The organism is Salinivibrio sp. ML323, assembly GCF_001995745.1.
Classification (GTDB): Bacteria; Pseudomonadota; Gammaproteobacteria; order Enterobacterales; family Vibrionaceae; genus Salinivibrio; species Salinivibrio kushneri.
Genome location: NZ_MUES01000007.1, coordinates 12,957 through 32,901, shown reverse-complemented (window position 1 = coordinate 32,901; position 19,945 = coordinate 12,957). Strand labels below are relative to the sequence as shown.

The following is a 19,945-nucleotide window of genomic DNA, read 5'->3' as shown; positions in this document are numbered from 1 at the left end:
GGCTGACCCCTTTGCGTTTTAGTCGGTTTTAAAGTGACTGATCCGCGCTTCCAGGGTGCTGGCGTGTTCTCGTAGGTGATTGACGGTTTGTTCAGTGTTGCGCGTACGCTCTGAAACATGGTCAGCCGATTGCGCCATCGTGTTGACATTTTGGCTGATTTCATCGGTCACCTGCGTTTGCTGGTTGGCTGCGGTGGCAATCTGCATGTTCATCTCGTTGATTTGCTCAATCATGGTTTTAATTTGACCCAGTTTGTCGTTGTTTTCGTAACAATGCTCGACGCTTTGGGTCACTGCGTCATTGGCTTGGGTCATTCCATCGGCGGCACCGCGCGTCTCCTGTTGCAATGCATCGACCTTGGCGCGAATTTCCTCGGTAGAGGATTGGGTCCGCGTCGCGAGAGAGCGCACTTCGTCAGCGACCACCGCAAATCCGCGTCCTTGTTCACCGGCTCGCGCYGCTTCAATCGCCGCATTGAGTGCCAACAAATTGGTTTGTTCGGCAATTTCTTGAATCACATCTAACACCGTTCCAATCGACTCACTCTCGTGCGATAGCTTCTCCATCGAGCGGGTGGCTTTGTCCATATGATCTTTGAGTGTTTGCATTTGGCTAACCAAGGCCTCGCCTTTTTGACTGCCTTCATTGGCGGTTTGGGTAATCGTGTCGGACGCTTCAGAGGCATTGCTCGCATGCTCTGATACTTCGCTGATGGAGGCAGCCATCTGTGTGGCTGCGGTGGCCACCTGGTTCGAGCTTTTGGCTTGCTCGTCAACTTGACCACGTACAGCCACCACGTCATCACTGATATCGCTGGCTGATGACAACAAGGTTTTTGAGGCGTCATGTGTTTTTTGAATCACCTCTCGGAAGCTTTGGAACATCTCGTTGAGGCTGTTAGCTAACGTAGAAAGCTCATCTTTACCAGAATGGTGTAATGTGATGGTTAAGTCTTTACTGTCTGCCACCTGTTTAATGTTGGTGGCGAGTTTTAGAATAGGCGCGCCGATGCTTCTGCCCAACCAGTACGCCGCCAGTGCGGCGATGCTGCCGAGCAGTAATGCAGTGAATGCGGTCACAACACCGATGTCGGAACGTAATTGGGTTATGGCGGTAAAGGCTTCGTCGGCATCTTGTTGGCTAATCACCGCCCATGTCACTCCGTAGACCTCAATGGGTGAGTAAGATACAAGCACCTCCGTACTGCGATAACTCGTTTGTGTGATATACCCTTGCTCCCCTCGTAGCGCGCGTTTTACCGCGGGATTATCGAGAGGTTGGTTGCCAGCGGCGGAGTTTTGATAATCAATGCGGTGAATGGTATCGGCATCAAGCCCTTGGCTCTCTAACGCATCGAGGTAGGCGTCTTTGTCGTCACTCAACAGGCGGGGTTGCGTGCGTAATAGGTTATCGGGGCCAACCAATAATATCTCACCACTTTTGCCCATCCCTGACGCTGCCCACTGACCATTATTACTAATGAGCTCACTGATACGATCGATCGGCATTTGAAATATCAACGCCCCGATCTGCTGACCATTTTTATAAACTGGACTCGAGATAAATGAAGCTGGACTGTCGTAGGAGGGATAGTAAGGGCGAAAGTCTATAAAGCCCAGCTCACCCTGAGGCGCGTTGCGTACCGCTTTATAGGCATCTGCTAGGCCACTGGTTGAATACGGGCCGGTTAACAGGTTGGTCGCGTAATCCAGCTCTTTGTAAACGCTATAGACAATATTGCCCTGATTATCGACCAGGAAAATATCGTAGTAGCCGAAGGTCTTTAAATAATGCTGAAAGTTGGGATGAAAGACGCTGTGGATCTCACTGTAGACACTGCCGTCGTTGGCTTTTGCCATCGCATCTTTACTTCCTAATGGGTGGGGATTATCACTGATATACGCGTGTTGCAACCGTTTCGCTACATCAGGTAACTGATTGTATTTTCCCATTACGTCGGTGGATGTATCATTTATCTCTTGATAGGTTGCGCCAAATTGATTGCGGTAATAACTTGCCAATTGGCTTTCTTGTTCGGGGGAGATGGCGCTGTCTGCGGCGATGTTTTCAAACGCTTGCGTCAATTGTGCCAGTGCATCCTCTGTCATGGTTGAGTCTGACAGCGTATTAATTTGATCACCAATGAACTTAAAATAGTTACTTATTTCTGACTTTTTAGACGCTTTCACCGCTGTTAGGTKCGACTTTTCTTTCTTCTCCAGTGCCTGTGATGATAAGCCGATAGCCCGAAACGCTAAGATAGCCGCAATGGTTAACACACAGATTAATGATGCTGCAACAATGGCGAGCGTGATCTTATTGCTGATTCTCATCGTGACACTCCTTCCTACCTCACATTTTGAATCTAGTCACGACCGATAAAAGTGCACAGAAAAAAATATCAATTGATTAAAAATGGATGTTATTGCCTAGTAAGGTAGTCGTTATACGTGAGTTCTAGGCAAAAACATCACTAAATGTGGGTGAACTGTTCCAATAAAAAGAGGAGGCGTGAGGGCCTCCTCTCAACGTCAAGAGTGCTTATTGTGTTTTAAAATGACCGATAGTGTCAGCCAGGCGTGCTGATCGTTGGCTTAAGCCAGTGACGGTTTCGGCGGTGTCATGTGTACGCTGCGAGACAGTTTCAGCTGATTGTGCAATGTCTGTGATGCTTTCGCTGATTTCTGTCGTCACTTGTGTTTGCTGCTGGGTGGCATTGGCAATGTGTGAGGTCATCTGATTGATTTCGGTGACCATGTTGGCAATATCAACCAGTGCAGCGTTATTTTGCTGACAATAGTCCACACAGGTCTCAACGGTTTGGCTGGTGTTATCCATATCTGCCACCGCTGACTGCGTCTCTTGACGTAATGCGGCAATTTTATCGCGGATACTTTCGGTCGAGTCTTGGGTACGTGAGGCGAGGGTGCGCACCTCTTCGGCGACCACGCTGAACCCGCGGCCTTGCTCGCCCGCGCGCGCCGCTTCAATCGCCGCATTCAGTGCCAATAAGTTGGTTTGCTCGGCAATGGCTTGAATTACATCCAGTACGGTGCCGATTTCTTCGCTCTGTTGCGATAAACGCCCCATGGTCGCTGTTGCAGCGTCCATACTCGATGACAAGGTACGGATTTGCGCAACCAGGTCGTCACCAATTCGTGAGCCTTTGTTGACGGCTTGGGTGATGTCACCAGACGCGGTGGAGGCTTGATCTGCATACTGGGCAACATCTGTGACGGAGGTAGCCATTTCTGTCGCTGCTGAGGCAACTTGATGGGTATGCTTGACCTGATCGGTCACGCGATCGCGCATGGTTACCACATCTTGATTGATGTCGCTGGAGGCTTGGCCGAGTAGCCCAGATGCTTGGTGCGCCTCTTGGATCACTTGTTGGAAGCTTGCGAACATATCATTGAGCGAGCGACCAAGCAGCGCCATTTCGTCTTTACCGCTATCAGGTAAACGTTGGGTTAAGTCTTTATCTTCTGCAATGGATTTAATACGTGTAGTGACCGCAATCATGGGTTTGGCAATATTGCCACCGAGAATATAGGCAATTACGATCGCCACGCCAACAAGTACCAACGAGGTAATAACCGTCGCTTTGAGAATGGTACCCTGCATGGTCGCCACTTGTGATAGCGCTTCCTGTTGACTGATTTGATTGACCAGCGCCCAGCGTTTGCCGAAGACATCAATCGGTGAGTAAGCGGTATAGACGGTTTGGTTGCGATAACTCTGCTCTTTGCCAGTGCCCGTTTTGCCCGCCAGCGCTTGAGCAATGCTTTGCGACGCCATGGGCATTTGGCCCGCGGCGGTATCGGTGAAATCAATGCGGCGAACCAAATCGGGTTTGACGCCATTGGTGCGCAGCAAGTGTAGATACTCAGATTTATCCTCTTGTAAAGCGCGCGCTTCGGTGCGAAGGACGTTATCAGGCCCGACCATAAACATTTCGCCGCTTTGTCCAAAGCCTGCTGACTGCCATTGGCCTTGACTGCTGATCACGCCACTTAAACGCTGAATCGGCAATTTAAAGATGAGTACACCCTGCGTTTCGCCGTTCTCGACGATAGGGGTGGCGATAAATGAGGCCGGTTCATCGTAGCTGGGAAAGTAAGGGCGATAATCCACAAAACTGATGGCGCCGGCTTTTGCATCAATCGCCTCTAAAAAGGCATCACCCATGCCGCTAGTAGCGTAGGGACCCGCAAATAAGCTGGTTCCAAAGTCAATCTCTTTGGCCACCGAGTAGACAATACGGCCATTGGCATCGGCTAACACGATGTCTTGGTAGCCAAACGTTTCGGCAAAGCGGTGATAGTTAGGGTGATATTGAGTGTGCACCTTGTCATACGTGGAGCCATCATTGGTGGTCACCAACTTGTCTTTCTCGCCCAAAGGATGGGGGCTGCCGCTGATATAAAATTGCTGCAGTGTCCGCGTGGCAGGGGCGAGCGCTGCGAGGTTGGAGCGTGCATTGGCGTTGGTATCGTTGCGCGCTTGGTAAACATCGCCGAAGGTGTCGGTGTAGTAGCCTTGCAGCGCGCGCCGGGCCGCTCTATCAGTGCGGACTTCACGGCTGTAGCGTCGATAAGCTTGGCTAAAAGACGTTACCGCGTTTTCGGTCATGGTGGAGTCGGCCATTGAGGTCAATTGTTGGCCGATAAATGAAAAATAACTGGTTAATTCAGAGTGCTTGGCTTCGCGTACGGCTTTGAGCTGGCTAATGGCCTGCTCTCGCATTTCATCGCCAAACAGTGTGGTGGTTCGGTTTGCCAACACCGCGGCGGTGGCGACAATACAAATAACACAGGCGGAGATGATCGCCGCAGAAACCTTGGTGCGAACTTTCATACTACTAAACTCCTGAAACGTCGTTATGACGGCATCAAATCAAGGCACCTTACTGGCGTAAAGTGGAGGTGGGGGCTTATTCGATAGGGAAATAACATGCTCAAACCGTCAGGTCGCACTCTAGCATGGCCACACTGTGGTATTGGCCAAACTTTTCACCGACATCATTTAGCTGTCCAACTTGTTGGAAGCCAAAGCGACGATGCAATGCCAATGACGCTGGGTTAGGTAGCGTGACGAGAGAATAGGCGCGGCGCAGGGCCTTATCGCGCATTCCGTCGAGCAAGGTTTGCATTAATGCCGAGCCAACCCCACGGCCACCGGCATCGGGGGCCGCATAAATGGTGATTTCTGAGGCGATGTGGAAAGCCTGCTTGGGATTGAAAGGCGTATTGTAAGCAAAGCCAAGGATTTGTTGGTCTTGCTCTGCCACCCAGGCTTGATAGCAGGAGGAAGGATCAAACTGAGCGAACCATTGTTCACGTTCAGCTAATGGCCATGGGCACAAGTCAAACGTAATGGCAGTGTGTGTAATGTAATAATTATAAATCGTATTGATCGCGTCACAATCACGCAATTCCATGCGTCGAATAAGCATTTTCGCTTCCTTTTCGCTTTTTTTGCGCGATATAAGATAACGAAGTTCAACGCATCCGCCAAGTGTTGGTGATAAATGAAACACTTGTCGTGCATTTAATACCCAAATGTTGCTGTCTTTTGCGCGAAAACAAACGCACGCACTGTTAGGCTAACAAAATGCTCGATAAGGCATTGAGGGTGGCGGAAGATCGGATTAGCATGAGGTTTCTAGTTCTCGGCATAAAGGATCCGTTTTGTCAGAGTTTAAAGCGACATCTATTTCTCCAGTCGGTCCGTTTTTCTCGCCCATGGTGCAAGGTTACTGGCGGCTGGATGATTGGCAAATGACGCCGCAGCAGCGCTTAAGCTTTCTTAAGGCACACATCGACTTAGGTATTACCACGGTCGACCATGCGGATATTTACGGCGATTATCGCTGTGAGACACTGTTTGGCCAAGCGCTGAAGCTTGACCCCAGCGTCAGAGATGATATCCAAGTGGTGTCGAAATGCGATATCAATTTGGTCAGTGAGGCGGCCCCAAACCGTAAAATCAACCATTACGATACCAGTTACCGGCATATTTTGGCGTCGGTGGATAACTCCTTGTCACGCTTGGGCGTAGAAAAACTGGATGTGTTACTGCTCCACCGTCCTGATGCGTTAATGGATGCAGATGAAGTGGCTGAAGCCTTCACGACGCTGCGCCACCACGGCAAGGTGGCGCACTTTGGTGTCTCTAACTTTACGCCTTCACAGTTCGACCTGCTTCAGTCTCGTTGGGATGAATCCTTGGTGACCAACCAAGTGGAAATCAACCCGCTACGGTTTGATGTGGTGCATGACGGTACGCTGGATCAGTTACAGCGGTTGCGTATTAAACCGATGGCGTGGTCTTGCCTTGCAGGCGGCGAGATGTTTAACGGTGAGTCTGAGCAGGCTGTACGGGTACGTGATACCTTGCATGCTATTGGCGAAGAGCTAGGTGGTGCGACGATCGATCAGGTGATTTATGCCTGGGTGATGCGTCATCCGTCTCAACCTTTGCCGATTATTGGCTCGGGGAATATTGAACGCGTTAAAGCTGCCAAAGCGGCTTATGACCTCAACCTCACGCGTGAGCAATGGTATCGGATATGGGTGGCGTCAAAAGGGCACAATGTCCCTTAAATAACAGCGTGTAACCGACTGACTCTCAATTAATAAGGCGGCTATTAGCCGTCTTTTTGTTGATTGTTCAGTGACGGAAAGGGTCACTAGGTGATATGTATGACGAATGAGTGGAAAACGCTAAACGGTGCGACTGAAAGTAGCATGCAGGGCCAGCGCACGACTGATGGCGACAAAAAGCGAACGTCCCTTGCTTTTAATACGCCACTTTCTTTTACTACGCCGTAGTAGGCAGGTGAGACCGGTGGAGACATCCTGTTTACCCGCCGGAGACCATTATTTTTTTGCTTGGAGTTGCGAATTATGTGAGGTGAGGGCAGACACTTCTAACATCGGTGCCGCATCAATATCATCGGCGTTCATCATCGAAGAGATACGCTGTACCGAAGACAGTAATAACGATTGCTCCCACTCATCTAAACTTTGAAAGCGTGAAATAAAGTTTTCTTGTAGGGGTTTGGGTGCCTGTTCTAACGCGGCTTCCCCTTGCTCGGTCAAGTGGGCGTGCACTTTACGTTTATCAAGCTCACTACGAACACGCAAAATTAATCCGCGCTTCTCAAGACGATCAAGAATCGTCGTTGCCGTTGCCTGGCTCATGTTGGTGTGAGTAGAGAGCTTACGAATAGTCACTTGACCCAACTCTTTGATCGCACGCATCAACACCAGCTGTGGGCCCGTGATCCCAGAGACTTTGTTAAGTTTTCGTGAATGCAAGTCTATTGCGCGGATGATTTGCCGCAGCGCAACCAGTACTTCTTCGTGTTTTTCCATTTATTCACCTCCACCAGAAAAAATCGCCAACGAAACTTACAATACCCGCGGTTGGAGTGCAAAGGCATCGAGAGAAAAATCGATTTTTTATGGTTTTTTCACTATCAAATAATCAATGTGCTTTCAGTCTATTATAACCCTTAGCGTGTAAATTAAATCTAATTTATTGTTATTTTTAACTGTTTCAGTGAGCGGACGCAAAAAGTGCTACATAGTCATTAGTTTAAGTAGTCAAGAGGTCGGATCAGCGTTGCAACACGTTGCACCAAACCCTGCTTGGAGTGTGGAGATCACAGCTTTGCTAATAGCCTCAATTCCTTGTTGCATTTAGTAACATAATGCTTAGAATCTCTCGCATACAAACGATAATAGTTCTCATAACTGTTCATACTAAAGCGAAGGACAAAGCACTATGGAAATGACCCCTTTTAAGCGTAACCTTATTGCGCTTTCCTTATTTGCCGCGCCTCTGGGCGTTAATGCGGCGACGCCAGAAGACGTTGTTGAACATTACGCCGATATCGCGCATGCGGTATTCGCAGACTCCCACACGACGGCGGTCGCGCTTGATGAAGCCATTGAGGCTTTTACTGCCAGCCCCTCTCAAAAAACCTTTCAGGCAGCAAAAAAAGCATGGTTAGACGCACGAGTGCCTTATCAGCAGTCAGAAGTGTTCCGTTTTGGCAATGCGATTGTTGATGACTGGGAAGGGCAGCTGAACGCATGGCCACTGGATGAAGGTTTGATTGATTATGTGGCAGACGGTTACCAAGCCGAGCTGGGGAATGCCGGTGCGACAGCAAACATTATTGCTAACCAAAGCATTCAAATTGGTGCGACGGATCTCGATGTCGCTGACATTACGCCAAAACTGTTGGCAAGCCTTAATGAGGTAGGCGGGTCAGAAGCCAACGTTGCTTCCGGTTATCATGCGATTGAATTTTTGCTGTGGGGGCAAGACTTAAATGGCACTCATCCAGGTGCGGGCGAGCGCCCATATTCAGACTTTGCTTACGGGGAAGATTGCACGAACGGCCACTGCGACCGTCGTCGCGAGTACTTGAAAGCGGCCGCCGATCTTTTGGTGGATGATTTAGCCTGGATGCGCGACCAGTGGGCGGAAGGTAATAAAGATAACTATCGCGCGACGCTATTGGCGGATTCTAGCGAGAACGGCTTACGTAAGATGCTGTTTGGTATGGGGTCCCTCTCGTTGGGTGAAYTGGCGGGTGAGCGCATGAAAGTCGCATTGGAAGCCAACTCGACCGAAGACGAACACGATTGTTTCTCTGATAATACCCACAACTCGCACTTTTACAATGAGCAGGGCATTTACAACGTCATGATGGGCGCTTATCAGCGTGTTGACGGTAGCAAACTGACAGGGCCATCCGTGCTTGACTTAGTTAAAGACAAAGATACTGACGCGGCCAACGCGATCAAGACAAGCTTTGAGCAAGCGCGTGAGCAAGTAAAAACACTTGTTGTGTCAGCGGAAAAAGACAATGTGCATTTTGATCAATTAATCGCGGCGGGCAACAATGAGGGTAACCAACTCGTCAATGCATCCATCACCGCACTGGTTGACCAAACCAAACACATTGAGAAAGCCGCTCAGATCATCGGCATTGATAACCTCAACCCAGATACCGCGGATCATCAATTCTAATTGTCCGCTAATGATGTCAAGCCCCGTGCCGCGGGGCTTTTTGCTTTGTCAGGATACAACATGAAGTCCAAAGTCATTGTTTACCTTGGTGCAATCGGCGTCAGTGCCTTGGTGAGCGCGTCAGTGGTTGCTTTTGAACGCACCTCGGGTGGCAGTACCACGGTGGTTAAAGAAGGGGCCAACGCTTTCTCCCAGCCTGCCGCTAACTTACCCATGAGCGAGCGCATCGACTTCAGTGTCGGGAACAGTTTTTTTCGTAACCCCTGGGTCAGCTCGCCGGCTTCAACCGATGCGCGTGATGGGCTTGGCCCTTTATTCAATACCAATGGCTGTCAGAATTGTCATATTAAAGATGGCCGTGGACATCCGCCTTCTCCTGGTGATACCAATGCCGTGTCGATGTTGGTGCGATTGAGTGTGCCGGCAATGACCGAAGCAGAACGGCAGAAATTGATCCAATATGGCAATATTCCCGAGCCAAATTACGGGGGACAGTTACAAGATTTTGCCCTGCCAGGTGCGAAGCCAGAAGGAAAGGTTGCCTTAACCTATTCAGACGTTCCTGTGACCTTTGCCGATGGTGAGACTGTCACTCTGCGTCAGCCACATTTAACCGTCACCGAGCTTAACTATGGGCCGATGGCAGAGAATGTTCAGATGTCGGCGCGGATTGCGCCTCCGATGATTGGATTGGGGTTGTTGGAATCTATTCCAGCGGAAGACATTTACGCATTGGCTGATCCTGAAGATGCCAATGGTGATGGGATCTCAGGTCGTCCCAATCAAGTGTGGGATATCGAGAAGCAACGCACTGCGCTTGGCCGGTTTGGTTGGAAGGCGGGACTACCCACTGTTAATCAACAAAACGCCGCGGCCTTCAATGGCGATGTGGGATTAACCACTTCCATGTTTCCGCACCACAATTGTATGCCGTCACAGTCTGTGTGTGACGAGATGCCCAATGGTGGCGATCCAGAAGTCAGCGATAATATCCTCGGGTTTGTCGAATTTTACGCCCGTCATTTGGCGGTGCCAGCGCGTCGCAACGTGCAGGATCCTGCCGTGAAACAGGGGCAAGATATCTTCGTGCAAACGGGCTGCAATGCCTGCCATGTGGCGTCATTTACTACCGCAAAACGCCCCGAACTTAGCGCACTGAGCGAGCAGCGTATTCACCCCTATACGGATTTGTTATTGCATGACATGGGAGCGGGGCTAGCGGATCATCGAGGAGAGTTTATCGCCAACGGTAGAGAGTGGCGCACACCACCTTTGTGGGGGATTGGGTACACCAAAGAAGTGAATGCGGATGCCACCTATCTGCACGATGGTCGCGCGCGTACCCTTATGGAAGCCATTTTATGGCATGATGGCGAAGCCGCTAGTGCGAAACAGCGGGTGCTGGCGATGCCGAAAGCGGAGCGTGACGCCTTAATCGCGTTTTTACGTTCCTTATAACAACAATATGCTGGAGTCTTGTCGCATGCGTTTTCGACTCAATCCTATCGCCGTGCTCTCTCTGAGCGCCACGGTATTACTCGGTGGGTGTTTATCTCAAACCGAGACCGGGCCTAACCACGGCCTTTGGCAACTACAAAAGCAGCGAAGTGAGCAGTTTCTTTCTGCGACCACGGATCTCGCTAAGACCACGCAATCGGTCTGTACTCAGGGCGCGCCCATTGATGATGCGCGCCAAGCGTGGAAGACGGTGATGGCCCATTGGATGCCATTGCAAGGGGTAGAAAAAGGGTCTGAGGACGCCTTGGCGCAAAGTTGGCGTATTCAGTTTTATCCGGACAAAAAGAATACCACAGGGCGAAAAATTAACGCCTTGCTGGCCAGTGATACACAGTGGACCGCGGAGGCATTGGCCGAGCAAAGTGTGGCCGTGCAAGGGGTCGGCGCGATGGAGTGGTTGCTCTATGACCAGCAAGCTGATTTGAGCCAACCGAAACACTGTGAAGTGGCGATGGCGGTCAGTGCTCGCTTGCAACAAACGGCATCTGCGCTCAATACGGCTTGGCAGCACAACCCTTGGCGTGGCATGCCGCCTTCGATGGCGGTGTCAGAAAAGCTCGGTGCGCTGACCCATCAGCTGGATTATGTGCTGAAAAAACTCTCCGGCCCTCTGGGTAAACCGGGCTTTCCTAATCCTTACCAAGGGGAAGCGTGGCGCTCACGACACTCTCTCACACTGTTACGCCAAAGCATCAAAGCGATGCAGACGCAATATCATGCTGAGGATGGCATTGAGCAAGCGCTCCGTGAGCGAGGCTATGAGGAGGTTGCGGCTCGTGTCAGCGAGCATTGGCAACTGGCGTATAACAGCGTGCCGCAAGATGGTGAGCCCTTATTTGACAGGCTTAATAGTGTGGCGGGATACCGAGACATGCTGACTGTTTACAATAATCTTGAATATCTCAAATTGGTGCTTAGCGGTCAGGTCGCGCAAGATTTAGGGATTATCGTCGGGTTTAATGCATCAGATGGAGACTAGTTTAAAGCGACGCCGCTTATTAAAAGCGGCACTGATGGGGGCGGCGTTGCCTACAGTGGTCAATGCGTTGAGTGGTTGTCGCGGCAATCCTACTGCCGACCGTTGTGAGTTACTCGGCTGCGCGCTAAGCAGTGATGGAACGTTCGCGGTTGTCGGCGCGGATCGTACCGGACAGCCCGTATTCCGTCTTCCGTTGCCCGCTCGCGGTCATGGTGTCGCCGCTCAACGTCGAGCGGTCGGGACACTGGGTGTGGCATTTGCGCGTCGGCCCGGTGATTTTATGCAGGTGTTTGATCATCAACGTGGCGTGACGTTGTCACAGGTAACAGCCAGTTCAGACCGCTACTTTTATGGGCATGGTGCCATTTCTGATGACGGCCAGTGGCTATATACCACCGAAGGTAAACGTCAAACCAGTGAGGGCGTGGTCGGTGTTTATCGACTAAGCGCCCGTGGCCAGGTGGAAAAAGAACGTGAGATCAGTGGCTTTGGGATTGGCCCTCATGAGATTGCACTGGCGGATGCTAATACGCTAGTGGTTGGGGTCGGTGGCATGCATACCGATGGCCGCACCGTGCTAAATATCGATTCAATGTCACCGGCGTTGGTGTACATAGACATCGAGTCGGGGGAGGTGGTTGAGCGTGCTGAATTAGCCAATAAAAAGCTGAGTATTCGTCATTTGATGGTGTCAGACGAGGGCTATGTGGTGACGGGGCAGCAATACCATGGCCAGGATAATGCCCCCTTGGTGGCCATTCACCGTCGTGGTGAGCCGATGAAAATGCTTAATGCCACCCCTGAACAATGGGCTCGATTTAACAACTATGTAGCGAGTATCGCGACACTCAATGGCTGGGTGGTGGCAACCTCACCCAGAGGCAATTGCTATGGTATCTGGTCATTAGACAGCCAAAATATGATAGGTTTGCATCCATTGGTGGATGCCTCTGGTGCCAGTCGTGACGGTGATGTGATCAACTTGAGTTCGGGAGGCGGCAAAATGGTGACACTTGATAGCGCACACCATCCCAATTATCAGATGACGCCAGTGCGATGGGATAATCATTGGATAACGCTGGTGTAATGAACGCGTGGTAGCGTGAAAAGCGGTAGTCTGAACAGGCTGCCGCTTTTTCTTTATTGCGGGTTGGGGGGAGAGAAAAAAATCAGACAATGATTTTGTCGAGACGGGGGCAAAATTTGCCATAATTAAAGCATGGATGAGGAGGGGCGTATGGTGAGAAGGCACGATGCCTGGTTGGCTAACCTTCTGATAGGATGTTGTTTTTGGGTAAACCCCGGTATGGCAAATGAGGAGATCGAGGCCGGTGGCATGCGACTGCTAGCGGCACCATCCACCTCGGCGCACTCGGCCTCCGATCAAGCGACGTCGGTTGAGCAAACTCTGTCGGCTGACGATCATCGTCAACGCGCCTATCAGTATGCGCGCGACTGGTTGGAGTCGGCCGCCCCCGATGCCACTGTCTTAGCCTATCCCTCAGCGCTGACGCAAGACTATCTCGATAATGGGTTTTCTCTGCTATGGACCCAGGATGCGGCGCGGGACGAGCTGGCAACGCAAGTTAATGTGATTTCATTGGCCAGCTTCAGTCCTGAATTTGAGTGGCGTGCCTGGCAACTTCGCCAACTCCGCCAACAGGGTAGCGATACCGCGTATGATATTTTTGCTACTGACACGGCGTATGCCTTGATGAGTTACCTGAACGCGGTGCCCGATAAAGGTATGCGCTGGTTTTTTGGTTCGCTGCATCACACGCCATTGCCTGCGCCCTCCGTGTCTCAGCGAAAGGCGTTTTTTAAAGCCGGTTTGGGGCCGTCTTTGCCTACTTTTCTGCGTAAGCTTCGGCCACAGCATCCACAATATACCGCGCTTATTAAGCAGATTGTTCGTTTACAACGGCAAGCCCGCTCAATGTGGCCGACCGTGAACAGTGATGGATTAATTTACCCTGACCAAGCAGTCACGATATCTCTGGCGCTCAATCTCGTCGATAACCTTAGTATGCAGGGTTATTGGGGGGACAGTCAGCGGTTAGAGGCACTGGATGGTAAAACGGTGCGATATGGCGGCGATTTACTCGATGCTGTCAAACGATTTCAGTCACAACACGGGCTGAGTGTGGATGGCATCATTGGCCCATCAACCTTGAAATGGCTTAATTTAGATGCGTCGGCGCGTATCCGGCTGCTTGCTCTCAACGCAGAGCGGTTACGCTTGTGGTCAGCGCAACAACCGGATCGCATTGTGGTTAATATCCCTGATTATCGTATGCGTCTGTGGGCTAACGATCAGAATGTGTTCGAAAGCAAGGTGGTGGTCGGTCGCCAATCGAGACGTACGCCCCTGTTCTCGTCAAGGCTCGACTCTGTGGTACTCAATCCGAGCTGGAATGTGCCCCGGAGCATCGTGCAAAAAGATATCCTACCCAAGCTGGTTGATGGGCACGACTACCTCTCTCAGCATCAGTACCGCATTCTGCCTAACTGGCAAAGTGATACCCAGATAGATCCTAGCTCAATTGATTGGCAAAAAGTGTCAGTCGACGGGTTTCCCTACCGGCTTCAGCAGGCACCAGGTCGTGGCAACGCCCTCGGAAAATACAAGTTTAACACGCCCAATCGTAACGCGATTTACCTGCATGATACGCCAGCGCAAAGCTTATTCAGCCGATCACGGCGTGCATTTAGTTCCGGCTGTATCCGTGTCGAGCAAGCGGAGCAACTGGCGGACTTATTACTGGATTTATCGGGTAAGCAGCTGACCGATTATCAGCACTATATTGATAAAACCCAGACCAAGTGGGTACCACTCAAAAGACGTTTGGCGGTGCAGACCATTTATCAGACGGCTTGGGTCACGGATGACGGGGAAGTGGCCTTTCGCGATGACGTGTACGCCTACGATGTCCCCGCAAAACGGACGATCACCACACAAAAGCCTAGCTATTTAACCCAGCAGCGTCATTCTGTGGAGATGCAAGCGCAATAAATATCAGGAAGCCGCGTACAACCGTGGCTCCCTTTTCATGTCGATGTCGGCGAGCCACGCCATTGTCGTCATCTCAATGAGAGGTATCAGCGTTAGGGTTAGGTGGGTGGCTCAGGTGAGGGGCAATGTAGCGTTGATAGCGTTTGGGCTTTAAGCGTTTAAGGTCGACCAACACAAGGCCATCAATACAATCGGCAAAGTCAGGATCCACACCAAAGTCCAAGAATTGGACCCCTCCTGGCTCGCATAACTCACTGTATTGTTTATACAAGGTGGGGATCCCGACGCCCAGGTGATCGAGTAGCATTTTAAGTTGTTTAAGGTCTTTGGCGTAATCGTTCCCGCAGAAGTGGTCCAGAAGCTCACTTTCTTTACTGTCTGCCAGTTCAAAGGGGCGTTTAGAGCGTGCGTACTCGCTCTCGCCTGTAAAGTAGGTACGGTAAAAGAAAATCAGTAACTCTTTAGCTGCCTGTGGCATGGCGTTGCTGATGGTGACTGGACCAAATAAATAACGATACTGAGGTTTCTGGGCGAGCAGCGCACCGATACCAAGCCATAAATAGTCCAAACTCCGTTTTCCCCAATATTTGGGTTGCACAAAACTACGTCCCAGCTCCAACCCCTGCGCAAGAAACGGCTGCATGCCTTGCTCAAAGTCGAATAAGCTTGCGCTATAGATCCCATCCAGCCCTTGGGTGTTAAGTGTCGCTTGGGTGTCACACAAGCGGTAGGCACCCACAATATCGAGCTCGGCAGGATCCCAAAGGACCAAATGCCAGTAATGCTGATCATATTTATCAAGATCACGTCGCTGACCTGTGCCTTCTCCCACCGCACGAAACGCCACTTCACGCAATCGTCCAATCTCGCGCATGACTGGGGAGTCGGCTTGATAGTCGAGTAAATAAATCAGTTTGCCATCAGGTGTTTGTCCGAGTTGCTGGCCGGCATTGAGTGCTTGTTTAAGCGCTAAACGAGGCTCGGGAGCGGCGATTGCTGTCTCTGTGGGAAACAAGCCAGGTTTGCGTTTRGCAATACGATACAAGTGCTTATGGAATAGCTTAACCCGTGTTTTGACGGGGAGGGAGGCGGTGGCACTGTAACTGTGGTGGGGGATCAATTCGCCGACGGTAAAAGCAATGGTATTGTTCTCTTGGCGAAACATCTCTTCAACCAATAGCAGGGTCGAGAGCGGCTTGTATACCATGGATGCGCCATAAAAACGGGCGGAATTGCGGCCATGGACGTGAATCGGGAGAATCGGTGCCTTTGATTTGGTCGCCATGCGTAAAAAGCCAGGATGCCAGGCACCATCACGGATCCCGGTTGGTGCCACCCGGGACACTTCGCCGGCCGGAAAAATGATGACTGCCCCGTCATTTTCCAGCCACTGAGTGATATTTTGTAGGTTTTGTTTCGGGGTATACCCTCCCATATTGTTGACGGGCAATAAGCAACCGTGGAGTGGTTTAACTTGCATCAATAAATCGTTGGCAATCACCTTGACGTCCGGTCGGACAGAACGCACCAGTTTTAACAGCGCTAATCCATCCAACGAGCCGATAGGGTGGTTGGCGATAATCACTACTCGCCCTGATTCGGGGATTCGCTCTTTCTCACGATCGCTCACTCGATAGCTAAAGTTAAAGTAGTCGAGCACTTGCTCAACAAACTCAAACCCTTGCAGATGAGGATACCGCTCGGCAAAGGATTGAAACTCCTGTTCATGAAGTAACCGTTTAAGGGTTCTACTGACGGGGCGTTTCAGCCAGTCTCGCTGTTCTAGTTGGGGATAATGAGACGATAGAACTTTATCAACATCTAACATAAGCAACCCTGCATGCAAAAATGCGTATCTGATTTATCCAGATATCCTGGCGTTAGCCTAGATAGTAAAAGTGACATCTCCTTGGCAGCATAGTTGCAAACTGATGACAGCGTGGCATAGTGAGGCGCGTATTGACGATTCAAAACCTGAGGGCGTGTCACGGATTGCGTGTTATTACGCCACTGAACAGACAAAGAGAAGGTTACCCCCATGGCGTTGCATTATGACATTGTGCCGGTCACGGCATTTCAGCAAAATTGCTCCATTATTTGGTGCGACCAAACGCAACAGGCGGCTGTCGTGGATCCCGGTGGGGACATTGCTAAAATTCGCCAGGTCATTCATTCACTAGACGTGACAGTGACGAAAATCCTTTTAACCCATGGCCATTTAGATCATGTTGGTGGCACTGTCGAGCTTGCTAGCGCGTTGAATGTCCCCGTGGTGGGACCGCACAAAGAAGACGCTTTCTGGCTACAAGCGTTGCCGGCACAAGCCCAAATGTTTGGTTTCGCGCACGCTGAGCCGTTTGACCCTGATCAGTGGCTACAACAAGGTGACACCGTGTCCGTGGGCAATAGTACGCTCTCGGTGTTGTTTGCCCCAGGACATACCCCAGGCCACATTGTGTTTGTCGATTTAGAAGGGCGCACCGCTTGGGTCGGGGATGTGCTGTTTAACGGGGGGATCGGGCGGACTGATTTTCCTAAAGGGGATCACGCGACCTTGATCAACGCCATTAAAAACACCCTGCTGCCGGTTGGGGATGATGTGACCTTTATCCCTGGCCATGGCCCGACATCGACCTTGGGACATGAGCGGAAAACGAATCCCTTTTTGACCGGGGCGTTCTAGCATATCGTCGAAAGCAGCTGGCCTCGCTGGTGCCCCAGGCTGAGAACTGGGGCTGTTAGTGATCACCGCTGGCAGCGGCCAAGTAACGCCGAGTGACGCCAACAAAGTCTTCGAGCGGCCTGTCAAGCAAGTCTTCACTGACAAACAAATCGTATCCCAGCAATTCTCTGGTATAGCGCATACGGTTTGCCAGCATGGCCATCAAGCCTTTGTAGAGCACGCCGTTACTTCCCCGATAGGGCGTGTCATCAAACATCATGTCTTCCAGCGGTTTGCTGGGTTTATGGTCTCCACGTCGATACGCCGTGATCAGCAACGCGCGTTGCGTCATAATAATATGGGTCACCATGCGCAAGCTGATGCTGTCTAAAAGCGCATCGTAACGCTTAATCTTAATCCCAACCCATGGAAGCGGCTCACCTAACCCTTGCTGATGGAGATGCGGAATGCCAATGGCTTCAATGTTTCGCCACTTAAGCACCCAGCCACCGCGAAAACTGTGGTGCTGTAAATGCATAAATGATAAGGAAAAAGAGAGCTGAGCACGTTGAAGCAACTGGTTGACGGCATAAAAAATAGCCATCATCGCCGCCAAGCCCAATACGCCCTGGCCAAGAGAGAGCGTGGGTTGGACGAGGAAAAAGCAGATCAAAAGAAATGCGACCGCCATGGCGGCTAACATGCTCCAGCGCGCCGCTTCAAATTGAGGAGGATAGATTTTGATCGTTTTTAAAGCATCCATGATCATTCATTCTACGCAAGGGGGGACGGAACCGCTCCGCATTTTTCATAAACTATCGGTGGATAATACGCCCATAGTGTCTGATTAGTTTGCCTAAGAATCACTGGATTGGTAAACACTTATCGCTGAATATCACGATCTTTGCGCCTATTAGGGGGCGGTTAGCTACAAAAGTGGCGGGAAATTTGGTATAACACGCGCTTTGTTTTTCACCCGCTGCATTCAGCAAGCCTGAACGCAGTGCGTCGGAGTAGGATGATTGAATGAAAATCTCTCACAAGCGTAAGGTACAACTTAAACTCAACAAACGTGTTAAGGCATCATCGCCAGCACGTCAGCGTCCGGTTAAATCAAAACCGGTTGCCGCCGCGAAACCCGCCGCAAAACCATCTACCAAGGCACCGGTGGCGAGCGCAGCCTCTTCATTGAYGCCGAAGCAACAGCAAGTGCTCGAGATTGTTCAAGCAAACCCTGAAGGAATTAATCCAAAAGGGATTGGCCTTGCGGCAGGTCAAGAAGACACCAAAGCGGCATCGTGGGCGACAGGTGCATTGAAAAAGCTGACCGAAGAAGGCGCCGTTGAGCGTGTTCAAGTTGCCGCTAACAAGGTGATTTACAAAGCTTGCTGATCCCTTTGCGCACCCGCTTACGTGTTTGATGACGGTATTTAATGCGTAAGCGGATGTTCACCCGACTCGCTAATATGCTTGTCTGATTTTTTTCCTGCATTGTGATGTAAGGGTAAATAAAAATTTCTATTATCAACCAGTTGTTTTTATGGTGTTAATGAAGTATGTCTTTATTGCGTATTCCCTTATCTAAAGCATGATCAAGCGCAAAATACTGTACGATCTTCCAGACATACGTTTAAAACTGCCTATAGTGGGAGTGTCTATTTCATTTTCTGTCTGGAGGTAAGCCATGGATGTGCTGTCAACCCAGCTGAAAGCGCCCACAGAAGTCGTTTTCGACTACACCCACTTTTTGTGTGACAGTCAGCAACCCAATTGGACGTTTACCGATATTTTTCGCAGTTTATTGCCCATCTTTACGACTGTGCTTGAACACCAAACCAGTGATGGCAACCCACCGCTTTCTGCACAAGAGCAGCTTTACCAGCAAGCCACTCGCGTAATGTCGGTGCGTAACACCGATACAGCCAACTTGGTACAGCTCGCACGCATTGCGCGTCAACAAGGCATTGAAGAGCTAACTATTTTAATGCCTTATGCCCTTGAATATCGGCAAATGGAAACCATTAGCCAGCAAACCGATGCGCAAATAGAATACAGCAACGAGAACCGTGAATGGGTTCGCCTAACGCTATCCTCAAGTCTTAACCCTCAATCCTAACCACCCGTAAGCCCAGTTTATTGATACTGCGTGAATTAGTGACGCTGGATGAAGGCGGGATCGACGCGCGCGATCCCTTGTTTGTTTTGCTCACAATAATTGAACGGCTTGTCTGTTGCGGTAAAGGCAATAATGGCACATGAGGTGTCAGCGGCTAACGCTGCGTCAATAAGCGCTTCATCATCGTACCCCGCTTGGCGATGGACCACTCGCACCTGATTGGTATTGATGCCCCAGAGGCTAAGCTGTGCCGCATTTAAAGCGCGAGGTGGATTAATGATCGTGACCCACTTGGGCTGGCGTGCTTGTAGTGCAATCGCGCGTAAGACCGCCTGCCAGTGTGCGTTTACCTGTGTGGTGACGGTAAAAGCAGCATGATAGCAAGACGATGGCGTGACACGCGCAGAAGACTGAGCTTTCGCTTGATTTGACACATTGGACGTCACGTACATAAAACACCTGTATATATCATCATTACTGTATGTTTAAACAGTAATGTTTTGTGGCGTCACTCGCAAGTCACTCACTGGTTAGTTTGTGATCAGGATCGGAATTAGATCGCGAGGCACCGGGTTAATACGATGAATGAGTTTGGGAAAATAACTTGC

Annotated in this window: 16 protein-coding genes; 9 read left to right on the top strand and 7 right to left on the bottom strand. The window is 50.6% G+C overall.

The annotated features are described in order from the left end of the window. Positions 1-18: 18 nt before the first annotated feature. From BZG13_RS07090 to BZG13_RS07080, 3 genes are all read right to left on the bottom strand, one after another. A complete protein-coding gene (locus BZG13_RS07090; protein ID WP_077486079.1) occupies positions 19-2,334 on the bottom strand; it encodes a methyl-accepting chemotaxis protein in 2,316 nt (771 codons plus the stop codon). 208 nt (positions 2,335-2,542) lie between these two features. Next, positions 2,543-4,858, bottom strand: coding sequence for a methyl-accepting chemotaxis protein (locus BZG13_RS07085; protein WP_077486077.1), 2,316 nt, complete (start codon positions 4,856-4,858; stop codon positions 2,543-2,545). A 100-nt stretch (positions 4,859-4,958) separates the two neighbouring features. Continuing rightward, positions 4,959-5,456, bottom strand: a complete 498-nt coding sequence (locus BZG13_RS07080) for a GNAT family N-acetyltransferase (RefSeq protein ID WP_077458229.1) — start codon at positions 5,454-5,456, stop codon at positions 4,959-4,961. 289 nt (positions 5,457-5,745) lie between these two features. Here BZG13_RS07080 and BZG13_RS07075 point away from each other — a divergent pair, with 289 nt between their 5' ends. Further along, positions 5,746-6,606 carry an aldo/keto reductase gene (locus BZG13_RS07075; RefSeq protein ID WP_077458279.1) on the top strand — a complete coding sequence of 287 codons (861 nt, stop codon included), beginning with the start codon at positions 5,746-5,748 and terminating at the stop codon, positions 6,604-6,606. 276 nt (positions 6,607-6,882) lie between these two features. Here BZG13_RS07075 and BZG13_RS07070 read toward each other — a convergent pair whose 3' ends face one another. Beyond that, the gene (locus tag BZG13_RS07070) at positions 6,883-7,380 is read right to left on the bottom strand and encodes a MarR family winged helix-turn-helix transcriptional regulator (protein ID WP_069362512.1); all 498 of its coding nucleotides are present in this window, start codon (positions 7,378-7,380) and stop codon (positions 6,883-6,885) included. Between the two features lie 412 nt (positions 7,381-7,792). Here BZG13_RS07070 and BZG13_RS07065 point away from each other — a divergent pair, with 412 nt between their 5' ends. From BZG13_RS07065 to BZG13_RS07045, 5 genes are all read left to right on the top strand, one after another. Then, positions 7,793-9,049, top strand: a complete 1,257-nt coding sequence (locus BZG13_RS07065) for an imelysin family protein (protein WP_077486075.1) — start codon at positions 7,793-7,795, stop codon at positions 9,047-9,049. Positions 9,050-9,109: 60 nt separating this feature from the next. Then, positions 9,110-10,507: a di-heme oxidoreductase family protein gene (locus BZG13_RS07060; RefSeq protein ID WP_077486073.1), complete on the top strand. Its 1,398-nt coding sequence runs from the start codon at positions 9,110-9,112 to the stop codon at positions 10,505-10,507. A 25-nt stretch (positions 10,508-10,532) separates the two neighbouring features. Then, complete coding sequence (locus tag BZG13_RS07055) at positions 10,533-11,546, top strand: imelysin family protein (protein ID WP_158074871.1); 1,014 nt, start codon at positions 10,533-10,535, stop codon at positions 11,544-11,546. Then, on the top strand, positions 11,536-12,633 hold the full coding sequence (locus BZG13_RS07050) for a DUF1513 domain-containing protein (RefSeq protein WP_077486069.1): 1,098 nt from the start codon (positions 11,536-11,538) through the stop codon (positions 12,631-12,633). Before BZG13_RS07055 ends, BZG13_RS07050 begins: the two co-directional genes overlap by 11 nt. Positions 12,634-12,783: 150 nt before the next feature. Then, positions 12,784-14,559, top strand: a complete 1,776-nt coding sequence (locus tag BZG13_RS07045; RefSeq protein WP_158074870.1) for a L,D-transpeptidase family protein — start codon at positions 12,784-12,786, stop codon at positions 14,557-14,559. Between the two features lie 73 nt (positions 14,560-14,632). Here BZG13_RS07045 and BZG13_RS07040 read toward each other — a convergent pair whose 3' ends face one another. Further along, a complete protein-coding gene (locus BZG13_RS07040) occupies positions 14,633-16,387 on the bottom strand; it encodes a GNAT family N-acyltransferase (protein WP_077486065.1) in 1,755 nt (584 codons plus the stop codon). A 210-nt stretch (positions 16,388-16,597) separates the two neighbouring features. Here BZG13_RS07040 and BZG13_RS07035 point away from each other — a divergent pair, with 210 nt between their 5' ends. Continuing rightward, entirely contained in the window at positions 16,598-17,242 is a 645-nt protein-coding gene (locus BZG13_RS07035; RefSeq protein ID WP_077486063.1) for an MBL fold metallo-hydrolase, read from the top strand. A gap of 55 nt (positions 17,243-17,297) precedes the next feature. Here BZG13_RS07035 and BZG13_RS07030 read toward each other — a convergent pair whose 3' ends face one another. Next, positions 17,298-17,984 (bottom strand): DUF2982 domain-containing protein, encoded by a 687-nt coding sequence (locus BZG13_RS07030; RefSeq protein WP_077486061.1) that lies wholly within the window; start codon positions 17,982-17,984, stop codon positions 17,298-17,300. Between the two features lie 263 nt (positions 17,985-18,247). On the opposite strand from BZG13_RS07030, the gene BZG13_RS07025 reads away from it, so the two are divergent. Together BZG13_RS07025 and BZG13_RS07020 are read left to right on the top strand one after the other, a co-directional pair. Further along, a complete protein-coding gene (locus BZG13_RS07025) occupies positions 18,248-18,613 on the top strand; it encodes a MarR family transcriptional regulator (RefSeq protein WP_077486059.1) in 366 nt (121 codons plus the stop codon). Between the two features lie 292 nt (positions 18,614-18,905). Next, positions 18,906-19,337: a hypothetical protein gene (locus tag BZG13_RS07020; RefSeq protein WP_077486057.1), complete on the top strand. Its 432-nt coding sequence runs from the start codon at positions 18,906-18,908 to the stop codon at positions 19,335-19,337. 35 nt (positions 19,338-19,372) lie between these two features. Here BZG13_RS07020 and BZG13_RS07015 read toward each other — a convergent pair whose 3' ends face one another. Then, the gene (locus tag BZG13_RS07015; RefSeq protein ID WP_077486055.1) at positions 19,373-19,789 is read right to left on the bottom strand and encodes a hypothetical protein; all 417 of its coding nucleotides are present in this window, start codon (positions 19,787-19,789) and stop codon (positions 19,373-19,375) included. Positions 19,790-19,945 lie beyond the last annotated feature (156 nt).

Excerpts from the sequence above, each read along its gene's own strand:
- BZG13_RS07020 (WP_077486057.1), top strand. The coding sequence starts at position 18,906 with ATGGATGTGCTGTCAACCCAGCTGAAAGCGCCCACAGAAGTCGTTTTC.
- BZG13_RS07075 (WP_077458279.1), top strand. The coding sequence starts at position 5,746 with ATGGTGCAAGGTTACTGGCGGCTGGATGATTGGCAAATGACGCCGCAG.
- BZG13_RS07080 (WP_077458229.1), bottom strand. The coding sequence starts at position 5,456 with ATGCTTATTCGACGCATGGAATTGCGTGATTGTGACGCGATCAATACG.
- BZG13_RS07050 (WP_077486069.1), top strand. The coding sequence starts at position 11,536 with ATGGAGACTAGTTTAAAGCGACGCCGCTTATTAAAAGCGGCACTGATG.
- BZG13_RS07030 (WP_077486061.1), bottom strand. The coding sequence starts at position 17,984 with ATGGATGCTTTAAAAACGATCAAAATCTATCCTCCTCAATTTGAAGCG.
- BZG13_RS07060 (WP_077486073.1), top strand. The coding sequence starts at position 9,110 with ATGAAGTCCAAAGTCATTGTTTACCTTGGTGCAATCGGCGTCAGTGCC.
- BZG13_RS07045 (WP_158074870.1), top strand. The coding sequence starts at position 12,784 with ATGGTGAGAAGGCACGATGCCTGGTTGGCTAACCTTCTGATAGGATGT.
- BZG13_RS07085 (WP_077486077.1), bottom strand. The coding sequence starts at position 4,858 with ATGAAAGTTCGCACCAAGGTTTCTGCGGCGATCATCTCCGCCTGTGTT.
- BZG13_RS07070 (WP_069362512.1), bottom strand. The coding sequence starts at position 7,380 with ATGGAAAAACACGAAGAAGTACTGGTTGCGCTGCGGCAAATCATCCGC.
- BZG13_RS07015 (WP_077486055.1), bottom strand. The coding sequence starts at position 19,789 with ATGTACGTGACGTCCAATGTGTCAAATCAAGCGAAAGCTCAGTCTTCT.
- BZG13_RS07035 (WP_077486063.1), top strand. The coding sequence starts at position 16,598 with ATGGCGTTGCATTATGACATTGTGCCGGTCACGGCATTTCAGCAAAAT.
- BZG13_RS07055 (WP_158074871.1), top strand. The coding sequence starts at position 10,533 with ATGCGTTTTCGACTCAATCCTATCGCCGTGCTCTCTCTGAGCGCCACG.